The organism is Aeromonas sp. DSM 116730 (assembly GCF_046581335.1).
GTDB classification, from domain to species: domain Bacteria; phylum Pseudomonadota; class Gammaproteobacteria; order Enterobacterales; family Aeromonadaceae; genus Aeromonas; species Aeromonas rivipollensis.
Map to the genome: position 1 here is coordinate 653640 of NZ_CP144265.1, position 19980 is coordinate 673619.

Here is a 19980-nt window from a genome sequence, read left to right on the forward strand (position 1 = left end):
ACAGGGAGCGTCCATGAACAAGCAGGTGCTGATCACAGGTGGCAGCAGGGGGATAGGGGCGGCGACGGCCCGCTATCTGGCGGGGCAGGGGTATCACCTCTGCCTCAACTATCGCCATGACAGGGCGTCCGCCGAGGCGCTGGTGGCCGAGATCCGGGCCCGCCATCCGGTCTCCTGCATAGCGGTGCAGGCGGATGTCAGCGTGGAGGCCGAGGTGGTGCGCCTGTTCGAGGAGATGGACGCGCGGCTCGGGGTGATCACCCATCTGGTGAACAACGCAGGCATACTCCAGCCCCAGATGAAGGTGCTGGAGATGAGCGCCGAGCGCATCAACAAGACCCTGACCACCAATGTGACCGGCTACTTCCTCTGCTGCCGGGAGGCGGTTCGCCGCATGACGAGCGGGGGCGCCATCGTCAACGTCTCCTCGGCCGCCGCCCGCCTCGGCTCGGCGGGGGAGTATGTGGATTACGCCGCCTCCAAGGGGGCCATAGACGTACTGACCAGGGGGCTGTCCCTGGAGGTGGCGGCCCAGGGGATCCGGGTCAACGGGGTGCGCCCGGGCTTTATCTATACCGAGATGCACGCCGATGGCGGCGAGCCCGGTCGGGTGGACAGGATCAAGGGCAATATTCCGCTGCAGCGGGGCGGCCAGCCGGTGGAGGTGGCCGCCGCCATCGCCTGGCTGCTGTCGGACCAAGCCTCCTATGCCACAGGCACCTTTATCGATCTGGCCGGGGGGCGCTAGGGCTTTTTCTGGAGGGAAAAGGGGGAGGCGTCGCTCCCCCTGGATCAGGGTTATTCGTAGACGGCTGTTGCAGTCAGCAACTGATCGGCAAAGGTAAATATTTCATCAACGGAGCCAATAGGATGTCGGGTTTCTTTCTTGTCGGCATCAAATAAACCAAGATATTTCTGCTTCGAATTGAAATGTAATCGGCACAGAGGCTTGCGATTATTGTCGTCGAGCAAGATACCAAAATAACTCTGGGTATCCCTTGCCGCTATCCTGGTTACATCAAACCGCTGCCTCAGGATGGCTTTGACGACGTTGAAGCCTTCAACCTCTTCAATGCTGGTGTCTATCTTCGATTTTTCTTCATTATTACTCTCAACCTCATTGCTATCGTTTGAGCCACTACTGTCAAAGGCGGGCTGAATTGTTGAGGCATTGACAGTGCTACCTATCGCCGATTTCAATCTGGCATTGATGCTGTCATTGAGGAACTGGCTGAGGGCTTTCTTGGTTATGTCGGTAAAAGACTGTTTCACTCGTGCAGTAAGGACGCCGTCATAAATACGGGATGCAAAGAATTTCACAAAGTCTTCTTCTGGCGAGCCAAATTGCTCGGCAAGCAATTTCTTGATCTGACTGAGATATTTCAGTTCTCCCGCCGCGTCGACCACGGATTCTACATCAAAGGCAGTCTTGGTCAGCTTCAGTACCTCGGGTACTACATGCTCATCGATATCCTCCAGATCCAGCGTCAGAAATGGCTTTTCATCCATCTTGTTCGGGGCATCAAGGTCGGTATAGAACTCGTATTGAGCACCATTGGTCAGTATGCCGATACGGGCATTGGTGACGGAAAAATACCTGAACAGTTGTCCTGAATGTTTGGCAGAGAGTTTCTCACTGTATTTCTTACACTCCACCAATATTTGCACCTGACCATCCTTGAGAATGGCGTAGTCAACCTTTTCGCCTTTCTTGATGCCCGTGTCTGCGGTGAACTCGGGGATGACTTCAGTGGGGTCGAACACATCATAACCGAGTACGCGGTTGAGAAATGGCATGACAAAGGCGTTCTTTGTTGCCTCTTCGGTTGCGATCATGGATGACTGCTGAGTGATCTTTTTGGCTAGGCTCTGTAGCTGTTCTGAAAAATCCATTATTTCCTCTCTGCATCGACGCATTGTGTTGGTACTGTTCAGTAGGGGTTGGATGCTTCTCTCTGGATTAACGGTATGCCTGTGACCCAGATACCCATATCTCTGACCATATTCAGCAAAGCGCCATACGATGCCAAGATGTGAATGCCTGAAACAGGATCCAGCTCACCGCTATTGAGCTGTATATGAAATAAATCGAGGGGTTCTGTTCGAGCGGGCCTTAATACAACAAGGGGCGCCGTGGCGCCCCTTGTTGCTGATGCGGCGAGAGTCTTACTCCCCCAGCAGTTGTTGCCAGACCGCCAGCACATGGCCCCGCTCGGTCAGCAGCTGATCGTCCCCCACCTTGCGGGAGATCTCCGAGAGGTTGAGACGATGGCCCTGGTTGCGGATCTCCAGATAGGCGTGTTTCAGCCCCTCCGCCTGCTCCAGGGTCAATACCCCCGCCATCACGCACTCGTCGAAGATGCGCACGTTGTCCGACCAGCGGGTCAGGGCCTCAGGCTCGCCACAGGCGTGGGCCAGCACCAGGTACTGGGCGATGAACTCTATGTCCACCATGCCGCCCGGGGACTGCTTGAGATCGAACTCCCCCTCGCCCGCCTTGAGCAGGTGATCCCGCATCTTGTGGCGCATCTCGCGCACCTCGCGGGCCAGGGTAGGGAGGTCGCGCTCCTTGGCCAGCACGGCGCGGCGGATGCGGGCAAAGTCGGCGATGACCCCCTCGTCCCCATAGATGGGGCGGGCCCGCACCAGGGCCTGATGCTCCCAGGTCCAGGCCTCGTGCTGCTGGTACTGCTCATAGGCGGCGAGAGAGGAGACCAGCAGGCCGGCGTCGCCGGAGGGGCGCAGCCGCATGTCGATCTCGTAGAGGATCCCCGAGGGGGTGCGGGTGCTGAACAGGTGCAGGATCCGCTGGGCCAGGCGCAGGTAGAACTGGCGGCTGTCGATGGGCTTGCGCCCATCGGTGTAGCCGTTGGGGTCACCGCCGTGCAGGAAGACGAGATCGAGATCCGAGCCGTAACCCAGCTCTATGCCGCCCAGCTTGCCGTAGGCCACCACGGCGAAGCCGCGCTGGCCGCTCAGTGCCACCTCGGGGGGCACCCCGTAGCGCTCGCTCATCTGGGCCCAGGCCTGATTGACCACCTCTTCGGTGATGGCCTCCGCCAGCCAGGTGAGGTGGTCGCTCACCTTCATCAGCGGCAGGGCGCCGGCAATGTCGGCGGCGACGATGCGCAGCAGCTGTACCTGCTTGAACTGGCGCAGCGCCTCCATCTGCTGCTCCACGTCCTCTTCGGGGATGCGCAGCAGGAACTGACGCAGCTGGGGCTTGTACTGATCCAGCGGGGTGGGGTGGTAGAGGTGCTGGGGATCCAGCAGCTCGTCCAGCAGTATGGGGTAGCGGGCGAGCTGCTCGCTCACCAGGTTGCTCTCGTCGCACAGGCGCACCAGCTGGCGCAGGGCGGCGGGGTTCTCCGCCAGCAGCTGCAGGTAGGCGCTGCGGGTGAAGATGCGGGTCAGCAGGGTGCAGACCCGCTCGAACAGGCGGGCGGGCTCACGGCTCGCCACCACCAGTCGCAGCAGCTCAGGCATCAGCCAGTCCAGGGCGATGCGCCCCTGGGGGCCGACCTGGCGACGTTTGTACTCCTCCTTGAAGCGCAGCAGGGCGGCGCAGAGGGGAGCCGGATCGCTAACTCCCTGTGTAGTGAGCAGTTTCTCCAGCTCGGCGGCATCGAGCTCGGTGCGCCAGAGATCGAGCCAGAGTTGCTCCAGGTGGGCGGGGGCCTCTTTCTCTTCCCCCACCACGGCGACGAACTCCTGATGAACTATGGCCATCTCCTCGTCGAGGTGCGTCATGAAGGCGGCCCAGTCGGCGAAGCCGGTGGCGGCGATCAGCCGCTGGCGATCCCGCTCCTCGGTGGGCAGGGTCTGGGTCTGCTGATCCCCTATCTCCTGCAATATGTTCTCGACCCGGCGCAGGAAGCGATAGGCCTGGAGCAAGCGCGCGCAGCGCTCCTCATCGAGGGCGCCGCTTTGGGCTATGGCCGCCAGGGCCTCGGGCAGGTGGCGTACCCGCAGGGCGGGCTCGCGACCGCCACGGATGAGCTGCAGCGCCTGGGCGATGAACTCCACCTCGCGGATGCCCCCGGCCCCCAGCTTGATGTTGCCCTCCAGCCCCTTGCGGCGTACCTCGGCGGCTATCATCGCCTTCATCTGGCGCAGGCCGTCGATGACGCCAAAGTCGATGTAGCGGCGGAACACGAAGGGGCGCAGCAGCTCGGTGAGGGCCTGGGCGTGTTCGCACTGGGGCCCCAGCACCCGGGCCTTGACCATGGCGTAGCGCTCCCAGTTGCGGCCATGGTGCTGGTAGTAATCCTCCATGGCGGCAAAGGAGATGGCGAGCGGCCCCGCCTCGCCGAAGGGACGCAGCCGCATGTCGACTCTGAACACCTGACCATCCTGGGTGGGCTGGTGCAGGGCGTTGATCAGGCGCTGGCCCAGCTTGATGAAGAACTGCTGGTTGGCGAGTTCGCGCCGCCCGCCGACCGTGTAGCCGTTGTCGGGGAAGGTGAAGATGAGGTCGATGTCCGAGGAAAAGTTCAGCTCGCCGCCACCCAGCTTGCCCATGCCGAGGATGAGCAGGGGCTGAGGGTCGCCGTTGCCGTCCATGGGGGTGCCGAGCTCGGCGCACTGTTTGGCGTAGAGCCAGTCCCGGGCGCCGCAGATCAGCGCGTCCGCGAGCCTGGTGAGATGGATGAAACTCTCTTCGACCTGGGCCTGACCCAGCAGCTCGCGCCAGGCGATCACCAGCATGCGGTTGCGTCTGAACTGGCGCAGCACTCGCTTGAGCGCCTCCTCGTCATGGACTTCGGCGAGCAGGGCCGCCAGATCGCCCTCGTAGGCGGGCCAGCGCTCGGACAGCGCCAGATCCCCGGAGGCCAGGGTCTGCGCCAGCAGCTCGGGCTGCTTGATGAGGGAGTCTGCGACGAAATCCGAGAGGCCAAACAGGGTCAGCAGGGTCTGCTGCTCCAGCGCGGGCAAATCGCCATAGTCGGGGGCCAGCGCCAGCAGCCGTTGCCACTGGCGCCCGGCCTGATCCTGCAGCAGGGGTGACAGAGCAGAGAGGGATGCCGGAGATGGGGGGAGAGAAGAGGAATGCTGGGCCACGGTTGCCGTCCTTGTGATTAACGGGTCTGCAGAGGGAATGAAAACACCGGCAGCCAATCTAGCATTGTCCCGCGCCTGCGTCACAGCCCGGGAGAGAGAAGCATGAGCCGGCGGGGAAAATGGGCCGCCGGCGCATGCTCAGGGGCGCTGATAGATCTCGGGGTCGTATTTTTCCATCAGGCTGCCAGGGGCGCGGGGCGGCGCGAAGCCAAAACCGGCATAGAGCCCCTGGGCATCCGAGGTGGCCAGCATGAGGCGGCGCAGCCCCTGCAAGGCGGGATGGGCCAGGATGGCGGCCATCAGGGCCTTGCTGTGGCCCTGACCGCGATGGGCGGGCAGCACGAACACATCGGACAGATAGCCGAAGGTGGCTTTGTCTGTGATGACCCGGGCGAAGGCCACCTGCTGGCCGTCGACATAGCCGCCGAAGCACAGCGAATGATTGATGGCCCGCTGCACTGTGGAGAGGGGAATGCCGAGGCTCCAGTAGGCCTCCTCGGACAGGAAACGGTGAATGAGGGGGACATCGAGCCGTCCCTTGTCGTCGCTGATCTCCAGTGGGGATTGGGTGTGCTGCATCCTGGCTCCTTGCCGTGACATGAGATGAAAAAGGCCCCTCGCGGGGCCTTCCAGTTTACTCAAATCACGGCTTCAGGCCAGCTTGAAGGCCTGGGTGGCATGGATGTCCAGGGTCTGGCTGTGTCTGACACCTTGCTGTGATATCAATAAAAAAGGCCCCTCGCGGGGCCCTCCAGTTTACTCAAATCACGGCTTCAGGCCAGCTTGAAGGCCTGGGTGGCATGGATGTCCAGGGTCTGGCTGTGTCTGACACCTTGCTGTGATATCAATAACAAAGGCCCCTGACGGGGCCCTTGTACGTACCAGGTTGATGCCATCAGGCCAGCTTGAAGGCCTGGATATGGGTATCCAGGGTCTGGCTGTGGTGCTCCACCAGTTCGGAGGCATCTTTCAGCTCCCGCAGCACCACCACCGAGCCTTCCACCACCTGCTTGACCTGCTCCAGGTTGGCGTTCATCTCTTCGGCCACCGAGCTCTGCTGCTCGGAGGCGGCGGCGATCTGGCGGTTCATGTCGGCCACCCCCTGTACCCGCTGCACTATGGTGGCGAGCTGGGTGCCAGCCTGGGTCACCTGCTCGACCCCCTTGTCCGCCTGCTGCACGCTCTCGGCCATCAGGCCGACGGCCTGGCGGGCATTGCCCTGCAGCAGCTCGATCATCTTCTGGATCTCGACGGTGGCGGCCTGGGCCCGGTTCGCGAGTTCGCGCACCTCTGAGGCGACCACGGCGAAGCCGCGTCCCGCCTCGCCGGCGCGGGCGGCCTCGATGGCGGCGTTCAGGGCCAGCAGGTTGGTCTGCTCCGAGATGCTGCGGATGGTGTCCACCACGGAGCCGATGCGATCGACCCCGTGCTCCACCTCGTTGACCACGGCGGAGGAGCGCTGGATGTTGCCGGAGAGGGTGTCTATGGTGCTGACGGTGGCGGCCACGCAGCGGCTGCCTTCCTCGGCCAGGGCGCTGGCGTCGGCGGTGGCGTGGGAGGCTTGCTCCGCATGGTTGGCCACCTCGCGAATGGCACCCACCATCTGGCTCATGGCGCTGGCGAGCTGTTCTATCTGGGTGAACTCTTCGTTGATCGCCTCGTTGGCCTCATCCATGCACAGAGTCACCTGGGAGGCGATGTCGTTGAGCTCCTTGCAGGCGGCGCGCTGGGTGCCGAACACCTCCTTGAGGTTCTCCTGGGAGTGGGCGACCGCCTTGGCGATGTCACCGAACTCGTCCCGGGACTTGAGCAGCACGCTGTGGCTGAGATCCTTGCGGGCGAAGCGCTCCAGCAGACCCACCAGGTAATGCACCTGTTTGACCATGAGGCGTGAGCCGGTCAGCAGCAGCACCACGAAGACGACCCCCATCAGCGCCGTCTCCATCAGACCGGTCCAGAGCAGGCGATCGGCAATGGCATTGGCCTTGGCGGCGTCTATGCCCTCGCCGAGCAGGGTGGCTTCCAGGTTGCTGGCATCGAACCAGAGCTTGGCCAGCAAGAGCAGCGTGCTGAACACCATGAGCAGTACCACTTTGGGCACCAGTCGGATGTTGCTCATTCGCCTCTCCAGCGAGTTTAACTGCATAACCTTTCTCCTTCTTAATGGCCATTTTTCCTTTGTCCTCAGGACTATCGGCATTATCTTCCGTTTTATTAATTCGCACTGTGCCTAAAGTAGGAAAATGTATGCGACATCACTCTTCTGGCCTGAGATCCATGGATCTGCTGATGGCGTTTCTGTCGGTGATCTCCGTTTGTCTGGTCTGCGCCCGCTGGTGGGGTCACCGCGAGTGGAGCCCGCAGACCCTGCAACTCTTCTATGACGTCGACAGCCTGATCTGCTATTTCTTCCTCGCCCACTTCGCCTACGGCTGGGTGAGGGCCCCCGATCGCATGGCCTTCTTCAAGGCCAACTGGTTCTATCTCCCGGGCAGCCTGCCCATGGTGGAGCAGCTGCGCTGGGCGCGGCTCATCCAGCTGTGGCGGGTCTATCAGCTGCTGCGAGACAGGCCGGACCTGCTGGTCATGTTTCGCCGGGAGCGCAACGAGACCACCTTGTCCGGCATCCTCTTCCTCTTCTTCCTGCTGCTGGGGGTGGGCTCGGGCGTCATGTACTGGCTGGAGACGGGCCAGCCAGGGAGCCTGATCCAGACGCCTTACGATGCCTTCTGGTGGACGCTCGTGACGCTCTCGACCGTGGGCTACGGGGATCTGGTACCCAGGACGGAGGAGGGGCGCTTCGTCGCCAGCCTGCTGATCCTGTTCGGTGTGGGTCTGTTCGGTGCCCTCAGCGGTTTCATGGCCAGCCTGTTCGTCCATCCCGGCAAGACCAACGACGACACCACACTGTGGCGGCGTCAGCAGAGCGAGCAGCAGGCGCAACTGCTGCAGGAGCTGAAGGCCCTGCGCGCCGAGGTGAAGGCATTGCAACAGAAGTAGCCTGCGGCGTCTGGAATGGTCGCGTGGCAAACCGGAGAAGCCGTGAGACGCCTCTCAGTCAGGGGGGCGCCGTTTTTCTTTGCTTGTCCTTTGACCCGCTGGCGGCTTAACATTCGGCCTGCAACCTAATTCAACGAAGAGAATCGATCGACCATGCGCGCCCTTCTCGGGATCTTGATCTGCTTGTGTGCCCAACAGGTACTGGCCGATACCCGTTATGTCTCAGACAACATCTTTACCTATATCCACAACGGTCCTGGCACCCAGTACCGGATCCTCGGCAGCGTCAAGGCCGGTGAACCGCTGGAGGTCAAGGCGGTGAACAACGACGCCGGTTTCACCCAGGTGGTGGACGGCCGTGGTCGTGAAGGCTGGATCAAGAACAGCGAACTGCAGGCGGAGATCAGCCTGCGCGAGCGTCTGCCCCAGGTTCAGAAAGAGCTGGATGAGGCCAAGGCCCGCCTGCTGAACCTCAATGGCGACAACGAGCGACGCTTCGCCGAGAAGGATGGCCAGATCACCGAGCAGAGTAAGGAGATCGCCAGCCTGAAGGCCCAGCTCGCCAGCCAGAGCACAGAGATGAGCAGCCTCAAGGAACAGAACGACGCCCTGACCCAGAGCTATGACAACCAGGAGCACGACATGCAGATGGACTGGTTCATCCGCGGTGGTGCCATGGTGCTGGGGGGCATACTGCTCGGTATTTTGCTCCCCATGCTGCCCCGTCGTCGCAAGAGCAGCGAGCGTTGGATGAATTGATCGCCCGGGCGGTCGCAACGAGAAAGGTCGCCACGGCGACCTTTTTTCATGGGCGCGCAGCTGGGCGGGATCTTGACCAGGTCGGGGGTCGCCAGGGGGCCTCTGCAGCCGTAAGATGAGCCGAACTATCCCGTGCCCTGCGCACCCTTCTCAACAAGAGCCTTCAACATATGTCATCAACCGAACAGGCCCGCTGGTTCGTGCTGGGGGGCGATCACCTCGTCCTGCTGGATGAACGGGGGCAGATCCCCCAGGGCCCCAAGGCCTGCCTGCCCGCCCATCTGCACTCCGCCCATTTCGAGCATTTCGACGAGTGGGACGGACTGCCCTGCCAGCTGCTGGATCTGGGACCGGATACCGGGAGCTGCCCCCTGGTGGGCCTGCGCCAGCTGATGGTGGCGGGGGACGAAGAGGGTTTTCGCCTCGCCGGACGCGCCTGGCAACTGGCCACCTTCCGCCGCAGCCATCGCTTCTGCGGTGAGTGTGGCACCCCCATGGCCCCCAAGAGCGGGGAGTGGGCACAGGTGTGTCGGCAGGGCCATGTCGTCTATCCGCGCATCTCCCCCTGCATCATAGTGGCGGTGCGCAAGGGCCCGGCGATCCTGCTGGCGGCCCATCGCCGTCACTATCAGGCCGATGATCCCATGTATACGGTGCTGGCGGGCTTCGTGGAGGCGGGGGAGAACCTGGAGCAGTGCGTGGCGCGGGAGGTGTTCGAGGAGAGCGGCATCCGGGTATGCAACGTGCGCTATGTGGCGAGCCAGCCCTGGCCCTTCCCCCACAGCCTGATGATGGGCTTCACCGCCGACTACCAGAGCGGCGAGATCAAGGTGCAGGACGACGAGCTGGTGGCCGCCGGTTTCTTCGAGGCGGACCAACTGCCACGGCTGCCCCCCTACGGCACCATAGCGCGGCGGCTGATCGAGCAGAGCCTCGCAGAGAAGCGGTGAGGGCGAGGCCCTGAAAAGCGGGGCCCTGGTTTGCGCCCCCTCACATCTTTGCACTCCGGCGACCCGGCTGCGCGTTTGTGCCGCCCTTAGCCTCGCACAAAGTGGTATCATATCCGCCATTTTATGCTGGATATGAACTCAGGAACTGGGATGAAAGAGCTGAAGAACGATCGATACCTGCGTGCCCTGCTGCGCCAGGATGTGGACATGACCCCGGTGTGGATGATGCGTCAGGCTGGCCGCTACCTGCCGGAATACAAGGCGACCCGCGCCGTCGCGGGGGACTTCATGTCCCTGTGCCGCAACGCCGAGCTGGCCTGTGAAGTCACTCTGCAGCCCCTGCGCCGCTATCCCCTCGATGCCGCCATCCTCTTCTCCGACATCCTGACCGTGCCCGACGCCATGGGGCTGGGCCTCTACTTCGAGCACGGGGAAGGCCCGCGCTTCGAGCGCCCCATCAAGTCCATGGCCGACGTGCAGGCGCTGCCCATCCCGGATCCGGAAGACGAGCTCGGCTACGTGATGAACGCGGTGCGCACCATTCGCCGCGAGCTCAAGGGCGAAGTGCCGCTGATCGGCTTCTCCGGCAGCCCCTGGACCCTGGCCACCTACATGGTGGAGGGGGGCAGCTCCAAGGCGTTCACCAAGATCAAGCAGATGATGTACGCAGAGCCGCAGACCCTGCACCTGCTGCTGGACAAGCTGGCGGACAGCGTGATCGCCTATCTCAACGCCCAGATCAAGGCGGGTGCCCAGTCCGTCATGGTGTTCGACACCTGGGGCGGCGTGCTGACCCCGCGGGATTATCGCGACTTCTCCCTGCAGTACATGCACAAGATCGTCGATGGCTTGATCCGTGAGAATGAGGGGCGCCGCGTGCCGGTCACTCTGTTCACCAAGAACGGCGGCCAGTGGCTGGAGCAGATCGCCGCCACCGGCTGCGATGCCCTGGGTCTGGACTGGACCACAGACATAGCTGATGCCAAGCGTCGGGTCGGCGACAAGGTGGCGCTGCAGGGCAACATGGATCCTTCCATGCTCTACGCCGCCCCTGAGCGCATCCGCGAAGAGGTCGCCACCATCTTGGCGGGCTTTGGCAGCGGCAACGGCCACGTCTTCAACCTGGGTCACGGCATCCATCAGGATGTGGACCCGGAGCACGCCGGGGTGTTTGTCAATGCGGTGCACGAGCTGTCGGCTCAGTACCACGGCCGCTGAGCGCGGCAGACTGCATAATGAGAACGGGGCCTGCGGGCCCCGTTTTGCTGCCCGGCCTCGCGGGGGCTGCATCCTGGTCACCGCTCGGGTTACACTGCACCACCACTGAACACAGTCGCGGACAGGATGGGCGAGTACGCCTCCTGACGACTGGGTGAGGGCGTCGTTGAACATGGCAGGAGGCAGGATGGGCAAGAGTGCATGGGACTGGGGAATCGACCTTGGCGGAACCAAGTGCGAGTGCGTGGTGCTGGAGGGTGACGAGGTGCTGCTGCGCCATCGCATTCCCACCGAGCGCCGTGGCGGTTACGAGCACATGATAGGCCAGATCGCCAAGCTGGTGGACGAGTGCGCCGAGCGGCTCGGCCAGCGTCCCGCCATCCTCGGCATGGGCACGCCCGGGGCGCGGGATCCCCAGACCGGGCTGATGAAGAACTGCAACACCACAGAGCTCAACGGCAAGCCGTTCAAGGAAGATCTGGAGCGCCGGCTAGGCATTCCTGTGCTGATCGCCAACGACGCCAACTGCTTCGCCCTGGCGGAAACCCATCTCGGTGCGGTGCGCCAGCACCATCCCGATGCGAAAGTGGTGTTCGGCATCATCATGGGCACAGGGGTTGGGTCCGGCATCGTCATCAATGGCCAGATCCTCAACGGCCATCACGGCATCGCCGGGGAGTGGGGCCACAACGTGCTCTCCCCTGACGGTCCCGAGTGCTACTGCGGAAAGCGCGGCTGCGTCGAGACCTTCATCAGCGGCCCGGCGCTGGAGGCCTGGTATGAAGCCAAGGCCAGGCGCCATCTGTCCCTGGCCCAGATAGTGGCGGCGACGGCCCACGATCATGTGGCCAAACTCACCATCGACCGGCTGCACCTGCTGTTTGGCCAGGCCCTGGCCAACGTGGTCAACATCCTGGATCCGGACGTCATCGTCATCGGCGGTGGTGTGGGCAACGTGCAGAGTCTCTACAGCGTCGGTCGGCAGACAGTGCTGCCATTTCTGTTCAATCCCCGCTTCGCCACCCCCATCATTGCCCCGGCCCTGGGCGACAGTGCCGGTGTGTTTGGGGCAGCGCTGCTGGCCAGGGGCGTCTTCCGGGAGGCCCTGCTGTCTTGAAGCAGTCAGGGGCCCGTCACTTTGTCGCAGGTAAGGACACAGATTTTTCATGATCAAGATTGCCATCAACGGATACGGGCGCATCGGTCGCAACGTGTTGCGGGCCCTCTACGAGAGCGGCCGCGATAACCAGCTTAAGATAGTCGCCATCAACGAACTGGCGGCCCCCGAAGCCATGGTGCACCTCACCCGTTTCGACACCAGCCACGGTCGCTTCGGCTACCCGGTGCAGCTCGCCGGCAACAGCATGCTGGTGGGGGAGGATCTCATCTCCCTGTTTGCCGAACGGGATCCGTCGCGCTTGCCCTGGCGGGCGCTGGGGGTGGATGTGGTGCTGGACTGCACCGGGGTATTCGGCTCCCGGGCCGATGCCGAACTGCACCTGGGAGCGGGGGCGGGCAAAGTCTTGTTCTCCCATCCAGCGGATGCGGATGTGGATGCGACCATAGTCTACGGGGTGAACCATCAGGTGCTGACGGGACGGGAGCGGATTGTCTCCAATGCCTCCTGTACCACCAACTGCGTGGTGCCCGTCATCGAAACATTGCATCGAGAATTCGAGATAAATTGTGGTACTATTACGACAATTCATTCGGCCATGCACGATCAGCAAGTCATCGATGCCTATCACAGCGACTTGCGTCGAACCCGGGCCGCCAGCCAGTCCATCATCCCGGTGGATACCAAGCTGGCCAAGGGGTTGGAGCGAATCCTCCCCCACTTCGCCGGCAAGTTCGAGGCGATCGCGGTGCGGGTGCCGACCATCAACGTCACCGCCATGGATCTGAGCATTACTGTTCGTAAAAAAGTGACAGTTAGTGACGTAAATCAAGCCCTGCAACGGGCATCCAGAGGTACATTACAGGGTATCCTGGACTACACGGAAGAGCCGCTGGTCTCCGTAGACTTTAATCATGATGCACACTCCTGCATCATTGATGGTACCCAGACCCGGGTGAGCGATGCCAACCTCGTCAAGATGTTGATGTGGTGTGATAACGAATGGGGCTTCGCCAACCGCATGCTGGATACCACCCGGGCCATGATGGCCGCAGGCTGAGAGCCTGCACCGGGCGCAAGGTTACTGTTTTTTTAACATTACCTGAAAATATATAGAGGACTGAATATGTCTGTTATCAAGATGACCGACCTGGATCTGGCGGGTAAACGCGTTCTGATCCGTGCTGACCTGAACGTGCCGGTAAAAGACGGCAAGGTCACCTCCGACGCACGTATCGTGGCTACCCTGCCGACCATCAAGCTGGCTCTGGAAAAGGGCGCCAAGCTGATGATCACCTCCCACCTGGGTCGTCCGACCGAGGGTGAATACAACGAAGAATTCTCCCTGGCCCCGGTAGTCAACTATCTGAAAGACGCTCTGTCCTGCCCGGTGCGCCTGGCCAAGGATTACCTGGATGGCGTAGATGTCGCCGCCGGTGAGCTGGTTGTGCTGGAAAACTGCCGTTTCAACAAAGGCGAGAAGAAGAACACCGAAGAGCTGGCCAAAAAATACGCCGCCCTGTGTGACGTCTTTGTAATGGATGCGTTCGGTACTGCTCACCGCGCCGAAGGTTCCACCTACGGTGTGGCCCAGTTCGCCCCCGTTGCCTGTGCAGGTCCCCTGCTGGCCGGTGAACTGGATGCCCTGGGCAAGGCCATGCTGAAGCCCGAGCGCCCCATGGTTGCCATCGTTGGCGGCTCCAAGGTCTCCACCAAGCTGACCGTGCTGGAATCCCTCTCCAAGATCGCTGACCAGCTGGTGGTCGGTGGTGGCATCGCCAACACCTTCATCGCCGCTGCCGGTCACAACGTCGGCAAGTCCCTGTGCGAGCACGACCTGATCGACACCGCCAAGAAGCTGGCTGCCGAGACCAACATTCCGGTGACCACAGATGTGGTCGTGGGTACCGAGTTCTCCGAGTCCACTCCGGCCACCATCAAGTCCGTCGCTGACGTGACCGACGGTGACATGATCTTCGACATCGGCCCTGACTCTGCCAAGGCCCTGGCCGACATCATCATGAACGCCAAGACCATACTGTGGAACGGCCCGGTCGGCGTGTTCGAGTTCGACCAGTTCGCCGAAGGCACCAAGGTGATCGCCGAAGCCATCGCCGCTTCCCCGGCCTTCTCCATCGCTGGCGGTGGTGACACCCTGGCTGCCATCGACAAGTTCGGCATCGCCGACAAGGTCTCCTACATCTCCACCGGCGGCGGCGCCTTCCTGGAGTTCGTAGAAGGCAAGGTACTGCCGGCTGTCGCGATTCTTGAAGAACGCGCCAAAGCCTAATTGACCCGGGACGGGGGGCAAAAGCCTCCCGTTTCGTTTATCATGTGGCCGCTGTGCCGGTTCATGATGAACCCCCCATTTTTTATTAACGGCATACGAGAACAGGACGATTAAACATGTCTAAGAAAATTTTCGACTTCGTAAAACCCGGCGTGATCACTGGTGATGACGTTCAGAAAGTGTTCGCCATCGCTAAAGAGAACGGCTTCGCTCTGCCTGCCGTGAACTGCGTGGGTACCGACTCCGTCAACGCCGTGCTGGAAGCTGCCGCCAAGGTCAAAGCCCCGGTCATCGTTCAGTTCTCCAACGGTGGTGCCGTGTTCACCGCCGGCAAGGGTCTGAAGCTGGAAGGCCAGCAGGCTGCCATCATCGGTGCCATCTCCGGTGCCAAGCACGTGCACGCCGTTGCCGAAGCTTACGGTGTTCCCGTGATCCTGCACACCGACCACGCCGCCAAGAAGCTGCTGCCGTGGATCGACGGTCTGCTGGAAGCGGGCGAGAAGCACTTCGCTGAAACCGGCAAGCCGCTGTTCTCCTCCCACATGCTGGATCTGTCCGAAGAGTCTCTGGAAGAGAACATCGACATCTGCTGCGAGTACCTGACCCGCATGGCCAAGATGAACATGACTCTGGAGCTGGAACTGGGTTGCACCGGTGGCGAAGAAGACGGTGTGGACAACAGCCACATGGATCAATCCGCCCTGTACACCCAGCCGGAAGACGTGGCTTACGCCTACGAGCGTCTGTCCAAGATCAGCCCGCGTTTCACCATCGCTGCCTCCTTCGGCAACGTGCACGGTGTCTACAAGCCGGGTAACGTCAAGCTGACCCCGTCCATCCTGGACGCTTCCCAGAAGTTCGTTTCCGAGAAGTTTGGTCTGCCTGCCAAGTCCCTGGACTTCGTGTTCCACGGTGGCTCAGGTTCCACCCTGGAAGAGATCCGCGAATCCATCTCCTACGGCGTCGTGAAGATGAACATCGACACCGACACCCAGTGGGCTACCTGGGAAGGTCTGTTGAACTTCTACAAGACCAACGAAGCCTACCTGCAAGGCCAGCTGGGCAACCCGGAAGGCGCTGACAAGCCGAACAAGAAGTTCTACGATCCGCGCGTATGGCTGCGTGCCGGTCAGACTTCCATGATCGCCCGTCTGGAGAAAGCCTTCTCCGACCTGAACGCCATCAACGTACTGTAATTCGTTACCGTATCTTGATTGCTGAAGAGGCGCCCTGCGGGGCGCCTCTTTCATTGTGGCCGCCTTGGCTGGCCCCTCAAAAGGTGTCCTTCGGGACACCTTTTGCATTTCTGTGATCCTGACAGGCTGGATTGGTGACCCTGGGCTGGGTATTATCGATGACACTCCGTTTAATTTAGTAAACAAGTGCAACCAAGGCAGGACGCTGAGCATGCAGACAGGAAGACACAACGGACACCAGGAGCACGTGGCCTCCTATTACGCGGCCACCCGCAACGACCATCAGCAGTGGCCCGAGCTCAGCGGTGAGCTGGATGCCGACGTCTGCATCATAGGCGGCGGCTTCACCGGCCTCAACACCGCCATCAATCTGGCCGAGGCCGGTTACAAGGTGGTCTTGCTTGAGGCCAACCGCATCGGTTGGGGGGCCTCGGGCCGCAACGGCGGCCAGCTCATTCGTGGCATAGGTCACGACACCAGCCAGTTTGCCCGCTGGATTGGCGAGCAAGGGGTACGTGAGCTGGATCTGCTGGGGCTGGAGGCGGTGCAGCTGGTACGCGAGCGGGTCGCGCGCTTCAACATCGACTGCGACCTGACCTGGGGCTACTGCGATCTCGCCACCAAGCCGCGCCACCTCAAGGGATTTGAGGAGGATGCCGAGCACTTGGCCAGCCTGGGCTACAGCCATGAACTCAAGCTGGTCCCCAAGGGGGAGATAAGGTCAGTGGTGGGGTCGGATCGCTATATCGGCGGCATGATCGACATGGGCTCAGGCCACCTGCATCCCCTCAACCTGGCCCTGGGTGAGGCACGCGCGGCGGCCAGCCTGGGCGTCGCCCTGTTCGAGCAGTCCAGGGTGACTCACATCGAGTATGGCGATCGGGTCGAGGTGACCACGGCCCACGGCCGTTGCCGCGCCAGCTACCTGGTGATCGGCTGCAACGCCTACCTCAACGAGCTCAATCCCGAACTCGGGGGCAAGGTGCTGCCGGCGGGTTCCTACATACTCGCCACCCAGGTGCTGGAGAAACGGCTGCGCCAGCGGCTGCTGCCGAAAAACATGGCGGTGTGCGATCAGAACGTGGCGCTCGACTACTACCGGCTATCGGCCGATGGCCGTCTGCTGTTTGGCGGGGCCTGCAACTACTCGGGGCGCGATCCCAAGGACATCAAGGCGTTTATGCTGCCCAAGCTGCTGCGGGTCTTCCCTGAGCTGGCGGGTACTGCCATCGAGTTTCAGTGGGGGGGCATGATAGGCATAGGCGCCAACCGGCTGCCGCAGATAGGGCGCCTCAAAGAGTACCCCAACGTGTTCTATGCCCAGGCTTACTCGGGGCACGGCCTCAACGCCACTCATATGGCGGGCAAGCTGGTGGCCGAGGCGATCAGGGGGGAGAGCCGTGGCTTCGCTCTCTTCAGTCGCGTGCCTCACATGACCTTCCCAGGCGGGCCTGCCCTGCGCTCTCCCTTGCTGGCGCTCGGGATGCTGTGGCACAGAATGAAGGATCTGCTCTAAGGGGTATTTCGGTGGCTGGCGGCAGGGAGGAGAAGGCTCATCCCTGCTGCGCCGGATCCGGCTCTGCCAGGCGCCAGCCCTGTTCTGTCTTCATCATCCAGACCTGGCTCTCCTGCGCCAGTGCCTGGCCTGCCTCGAACTCGCCGTATTTGCGCTCCAGCTCCATCAGGGCCATCTCCTGCTGGAAGGGGCCGACCCTGTCATAGACCAGATCCTCATCGTGCAGCACCTGCAACTGATCCAGCCCCTGCTTGAAGTGGAGCCGATAGCTCACCTTGACCAGATAGACCCCCTCCATCCGCTCCTCCTTGCCGAGCACGGCGAAGTCGCTGATCTCGAACAGGGCGGGATCCGTGTCGGCCTGCAGCCTGGCGGTGACCTGGCTCTGGATCGCCTCTTCACCTGGACCTGAGTTGCAGCCATAGAGCCAGCAGGCCAGCAGGGGGATGAACCACTTTTTCATCAAAACTCCGGACGATGCGAGACGGGAAAGGGCAAATTCTGCCATGGCGCCTGTCATATACAAGGGATGGCCAGAAAAATCAGCGCGCAGAGGAGAGGGCGGCCCGCGCGGCAAGGCGGGCCGCCATGGTTCAGCGCAGCTTGTCCAGCTGACCGAGGAACTCGGCGGGTCCCATGAAGCCGGTCACCCGCTGCCCGCTCACCTCGTTGCCTGCGGCATCGAAGAAGATCAGGGTCGGCAGCCCCAGCACGTTCAGGCCGTTGAGCAGATCCACGTCGGCATCGTCGTTGGCGGTGACGTCCGCCTGCAGCAGCACCATGTCATTGAAGCGCGCCCGCACGGCGGGATCGCTGAAGGTCTTGTGTTCGAACTCCTTGCAGGCCACGCACCAGTCGGCGTAGAGGTCCAGCAGCACCGGCTTGCCACGAGCGGCCTCGAGCCGGGTCTTGAGGTCATCCAGGGTCTTGATGCGGATAAACTGGGGGGCCTGGGTCCCGGCGCTGGCCTTGACGCCGGGTTCGGGCAGCAGCAGATCCTTGCTCACCACCACCAGGCTCATCATCGCCAGCAGAAGAACGAAGCCGCCGAGGCTCTTGCCCACCGAGTGGGGGCGATGCTGGTTGTGATGATAGAGATAGCCACACAGCAGCAGTGCCCAGCCGAGCCAGAGCAGGGTGGCGACCTGGTCGCTCAAGAGCCGTGACAGCAGCAGGATCGGCACCGCCAGCAGCGCAAAGCCAAAGAGTTGCTTGATCACATCCATCCAGGCGCCCGCCTTGGGCAGCAACTTGCCCCCCGAGGTGCCGAGCAGCAGCAGCGGCAGCCCCATGCCCAGCGACAGGGCATAGAGGGCCGCCCCGCCGAGCCAGAGATCGCCGCTCTGGGCCACGTAGATGAGCGCCCCGGAGAGCGGCGCCGTGGTGCAGGGGGAGCAGACCAGGCCGGAGATCATCCCCATGATGGCGACCCCGACCACGGAGCCGCCCTGCTGGCGGTTGGAGAGGCCGGACAGCCGGGTTTGCAGGCTGCTCGGCAGTTGCAGGGTATAGAGCCCGAACATGGAGAGGGCCAGCAGCACGAACATCACGGAGAGGCCGATCAGCACATAGGGGTGCTGCAGCGCCGCCTGGAACTTCAAGCCAGCCGAGGCGACCACCAGCCCGAGCAGGGTGTAGGTGACCGCCATCCCCTGCACATAGACGAAGGAGAGCAGGAAGGCGCGGCGGGTGGAGAGATGCTGGCCGGCACCGGCGATGATGCCGGTCAAAATGGGGTACATGGGGAAGACGCAGGGGGTGAAGGCGAGCCCCAGTCCCAGCGCAAAGAAGGCGGCGATGCTGAGCCAGAAGCCCTGGCTGCCGAGGGCGGCCGCCAGCCTATCCTGCTGACTGCCGGTCGGCGCCTCTGTGGCATCTGCGGGGTCTGTTTGCCCGGCGTCGCCAGTGGCCGCGAGGAGCTGCACCGGGATCCGCTTGTCGGTGGGGGGATAGCAGAGGCCCTCGGTGCACCCCTGATAGCTTATCTGCAGGCTGGCGGAGTCCCCCACCTGGGTCAAGGTGACGGGGATCTGCAGCTCCTGATAGAAGACCCGGGTCTTGCCGAAGAAGTCATCCTCATGCTCTGTGCCCGCAGGCAGCACTGGGGGCTCGAAGACGAGGTTCTCCCCCTTGACGCTGATGCTGTGGCGATAGAGGTAGTAACCGTCGGCGAGGCGCAGGGTCAGCAGCAGCTTGTTTCCCTGCTGCTCGCTCTCGAGGACGAAGGCCTCGTCCACTTTCAGAAACTTGGGCTGGGCACTGGCCTCGATGCCGAGGCTGCTTAGCAGATCCTGGCTGCTGGCCTGGGCGGGGGCCGCGAGCAGGCTCAGCAGGAGTAACAGGGGGGAAAGCAGGGATCGCAGAGTCATGAGGTCTCCTGTGTCAACCAGTCGAGGTAGGCTTGATGACCCTGGCTGGCGGGGATCGCCAGGATCTCCGGCACCTGGTAGGGGTGGTGAGCCAGGATGCACCGCTCTAGCTCGGCAAAGAGCGGCTGGCGGGATTTGATGATGAGCTGGATCTCCCTTGCCCGCTCCATCTTCCCCTGCCAGCGATAGACGGAGGTGAGCCCCGGCAACTGATTGATGCAGGCGGCGAGGCGCTGGTTGAGCAGTTGCTCGCAGAGGAGGTCGGCACTGGCTTCATCCGGGCAGGTGCAGAGCACCAGAATGGCGTCGGTCATGGGGTTGGCAGTCTCGTCAGCGGGGGCGCAAAGGCCCTCTGGAACAGCGGTTACTATACCGGGCAAAGGGGCAAATAGCACCCGGCCCGCGCCCGGCTGGCGGGGCGCTCAATTAGTGATGCGCCCGAGATAGACGCTGTGAAAAGGACAGGGCAGAATGAGCGGGCTTGTTCCCACTCTACGTAAGGAA

17 protein-coding genes are annotated in these 19980 nt (G+C 62.3%); 10 read left to right on the forward strand and 7 right to left on the reverse strand.

Going from position 1 to position 19980, the window contains the following annotated elements:
* Positions 1 to 13: 13 nt before the first annotated feature.
* Entirely contained in the window at positions 14 to 748 is a 735-nt protein-coding gene (locus tag Aeroheme_RS03190; protein WP_111910496.1) for an SDR family oxidoreductase, read from the forward strand.
* A gap of 50 nt (positions 749 to 798) precedes the next feature.
* Here the strand turns inward: Aeroheme_RS03190 and Aeroheme_RS03195 are convergent, their stop codons facing one another.
* From Aeroheme_RS03195 to Aeroheme_RS03210, 4 genes are all read right to left on the reverse strand, one after another.
* On the reverse strand, positions 799 to 1893 hold the full coding sequence (locus tag Aeroheme_RS03195; protein ID WP_168235816.1) for a type I restriction endonuclease: 1095 nt from the start codon (positions 1891 to 1893) through the stop codon (positions 799 to 801).
* Positions 1894 to 2166: 273 nt separating this feature from the next.
* Positions 2167 to 5061, reverse strand: coding sequence for a bifunctional [glutamate--ammonia ligase]-adenylyl-L-tyrosine phosphorylase/[glutamate--ammonia-ligase] adenylyltransferase (gene glnE / locus Aeroheme_RS03200; RefSeq protein ID WP_411166672.1), 2895 nt, complete (start codon positions 5059 to 5061; stop codon positions 2167 to 2169).
* Between the two features lie 138 nt (positions 5062 to 5199).
* Positions 5200 to 5640, reverse strand: coding sequence for a GNAT family N-acetyltransferase (locus tag Aeroheme_RS03205; RefSeq protein ID WP_163137642.1), 441 nt, complete (start codon positions 5638 to 5640; stop codon positions 5200 to 5202).
* A 316-nt stretch (positions 5641 to 5956) separates the two neighbouring features.
* On the reverse strand, positions 5957 to 7207 hold the full coding sequence (locus Aeroheme_RS03210; protein WP_111910493.1) for a methyl-accepting chemotaxis protein: 1251 nt from the start codon (positions 7205 to 7207) through the stop codon (positions 5957 to 5959).
* 32 nt (positions 7208 to 7239) lie between these two features.
* Here Aeroheme_RS03210 and Aeroheme_RS03215 point away from each other — a divergent pair, with 32 nt between their 5' ends.
* From Aeroheme_RS03215 to Aeroheme_RS03255, 9 genes are all read left to right on the forward strand, one after another.
* A complete protein-coding gene (locus Aeroheme_RS03215) occupies positions 7240 to 8061 on the forward strand; it encodes a potassium channel family protein (RefSeq protein WP_106885805.1) in 822 nt (273 codons plus the stop codon).
* Positions 8062 to 8214: 153 nt separating this feature from the next.
* Positions 8215 to 8820: a TIGR04211 family SH3 domain-containing protein gene (locus Aeroheme_RS03220; protein WP_025328281.1), complete on the forward strand. Its 606-nt coding sequence runs from the start codon at positions 8215 to 8217 to the stop codon at positions 8818 to 8820.
* A 170-nt stretch (positions 8821 to 8990) separates the two neighbouring features.
* Entirely contained in the window at positions 8991 to 9770 is a 780-nt protein-coding gene (gene nudC, locus Aeroheme_RS03225; protein WP_411166673.1) for an NAD(+) diphosphatase, read from the forward strand.
* Positions 9771 to 9920: 150 nt separating this feature from the next.
* The gene (gene hemE, locus Aeroheme_RS03230; protein WP_411166674.1) at positions 9921 to 10988 is read left to right on the forward strand and encodes a uroporphyrinogen decarboxylase; all 1068 of its coding nucleotides are present in this window, start codon (positions 9921 to 9923) and stop codon (positions 10986 to 10988) included.
* A gap of 187 nt (positions 10989 to 11175) precedes the next feature.
* Entirely contained in the window at positions 11176 to 12105 is a 930-nt protein-coding gene (locus Aeroheme_RS03235) for an ROK family protein (RefSeq protein WP_411166675.1), read from the forward strand.
* Between the two features lie 49 nt (positions 12106 to 12154).
* Positions 12155 to 13165 (forward strand): erythrose-4-phosphate dehydrogenase, encoded by a 1011-nt coding sequence (gene epd, locus Aeroheme_RS03240; protein ID WP_111910490.1) that lies wholly within the window; start codon positions 12155 to 12157, stop codon positions 13163 to 13165.
* Between the two features lie 66 nt (positions 13166 to 13231).
* Positions 13232 to 14395, forward strand: coding sequence for a phosphoglycerate kinase (locus Aeroheme_RS03245; protein WP_106885810.1), 1164 nt, complete (start codon positions 13232 to 13234; stop codon positions 14393 to 14395).
* 116 nt (positions 14396 to 14511) lie between these two features.
* On the forward strand, positions 14512 to 15591 hold the full coding sequence (fbaA, locus tag Aeroheme_RS03250) for a class II fructose-bisphosphate aldolase (protein WP_025328275.1): 1080 nt from the start codon (positions 14512 to 14514) through the stop codon (positions 15589 to 15591).
* A 211-nt stretch (positions 15592 to 15802) separates the two neighbouring features.
* The gene (locus Aeroheme_RS03255; RefSeq protein WP_411166676.1) at positions 15803 to 17107 is read left to right on the forward strand and encodes an NAD(P)/FAD-dependent oxidoreductase; all 1305 of its coding nucleotides are present in this window, start codon (positions 15803 to 15805) and stop codon (positions 17105 to 17107) included.
* 37 nt (positions 17108 to 17144) lie between these two features.
* On the opposite strand, the gene Aeroheme_RS03260 is transcribed toward Aeroheme_RS03255, so the two are convergent.
* From Aeroheme_RS03260 to cutA, 3 genes are all read right to left on the reverse strand, one after another.
* Complete coding sequence (locus Aeroheme_RS03260) at positions 17145 to 17570, reverse strand: hypothetical protein (protein WP_303808243.1); 426 nt, start codon at positions 17568 to 17570, stop codon at positions 17145 to 17147.
* Between the two features lie 130 nt (positions 17571 to 17700).
* Positions 17701 to 19476, reverse strand: a complete 1776-nt coding sequence (locus Aeroheme_RS03265; protein WP_411166677.1) for a protein-disulfide reductase DsbD — start codon at positions 19474 to 19476, stop codon at positions 17701 to 17703.
* Entirely contained in the window at positions 19473 to 19790 is a 318-nt protein-coding gene (gene cutA, locus Aeroheme_RS03270) for a divalent-cation tolerance protein CutA (protein WP_408863572.1), read from the reverse strand. Before cutA ends, Aeroheme_RS03265 begins: the two co-directional genes overlap by 4 nt.
* Between the last annotated feature and the right edge of the window lie 190 nt (positions 19791 to 19980).

Bases quoted from the DNA above. Each gene is read 5' to 3' on its own strand.
- Aeroheme_RS03190 (WP_111910496.1), top strand. From the start codon at position 14: ATGAACAAGCAGGTGCTGATCACAGGTGGCAGCAGGGGGATAGGGGCG.
- Aeroheme_RS03195 (WP_168235816.1), bottom strand. From the start codon at position 1,893: ATGGATTTTTCAGAACAGCTACAGAGCCTAGCCAAAAAGATCACTCAG.
- Aeroheme_RS03205 (WP_163137642.1), bottom strand. From the start codon at position 5,640: ATGCAGCACACCCAATCCCCACTGGAGATCAGCGACGACAAGGGACGG.
- Aeroheme_RS03210 (WP_111910493.1), bottom strand. From the start codon at position 7,207: ATGCAGTTAAACTCGCTGGAGAGGCGAATGAGCAACATCCGACTGGTG.
- Aeroheme_RS03220 (WP_025328281.1), top strand. From the start codon at position 8,215: ATGCGCGCCCTTCTCGGGATCTTGATCTGCTTGTGTGCCCAACAGGTA.
- nudC (WP_411166673.1), top strand. From the start codon at position 8,991: ATGTCATCAACCGAACAGGCCCGCTGGTTCGTGCTGGGGGGCGATCAC.
- hemE (WP_411166674.1), top strand. From the start codon at position 9,921: ATGAAAGAGCTGAAGAACGATCGATACCTGCGTGCCCTGCTGCGCCAG.
- Aeroheme_RS03235 (WP_411166675.1), top strand. From the start codon at position 11,176: ATGGGCAAGAGTGCATGGGACTGGGGAATCGACCTTGGCGGAACCAAG.
- epd (WP_111910490.1), top strand. From the start codon at position 12,155: ATGATCAAGATTGCCATCAACGGATACGGGCGCATCGGTCGCAACGTG.
- Aeroheme_RS03245 (WP_106885810.1), top strand. From the start codon at position 13,232: ATGTCTGTTATCAAGATGACCGACCTGGATCTGGCGGGTAAACGCGTT.
- fbaA (WP_025328275.1), top strand. From the start codon at position 14,512: ATGTCTAAGAAAATTTTCGACTTCGTAAAACCCGGCGTGATCACTGGT.
- Aeroheme_RS03255 (WP_411166676.1), top strand. From the start codon at position 15,803: ATGCAGACAGGAAGACACAACGGACACCAGGAGCACGTGGCCTCCTAT.
- Aeroheme_RS03260 (WP_303808243.1), bottom strand. From the start codon at position 17,570: ATGAAAAAGTGGTTCATCCCCCTGCTGGCCTGCTGGCTCTATGGCTGC.
- Aeroheme_RS03265 (WP_411166677.1), bottom strand. From the start codon at position 19,476: ATGACTCTGCGATCCCTGCTTTCCCCCCTGTTACTCCTGCTGAGCCTG.
- cutA (WP_408863572.1), bottom strand. From the start codon at position 19,790: ATGACCGACGCCATTCTGGTGCTCTGCACCTGCCCGGATGAAGCCAGT.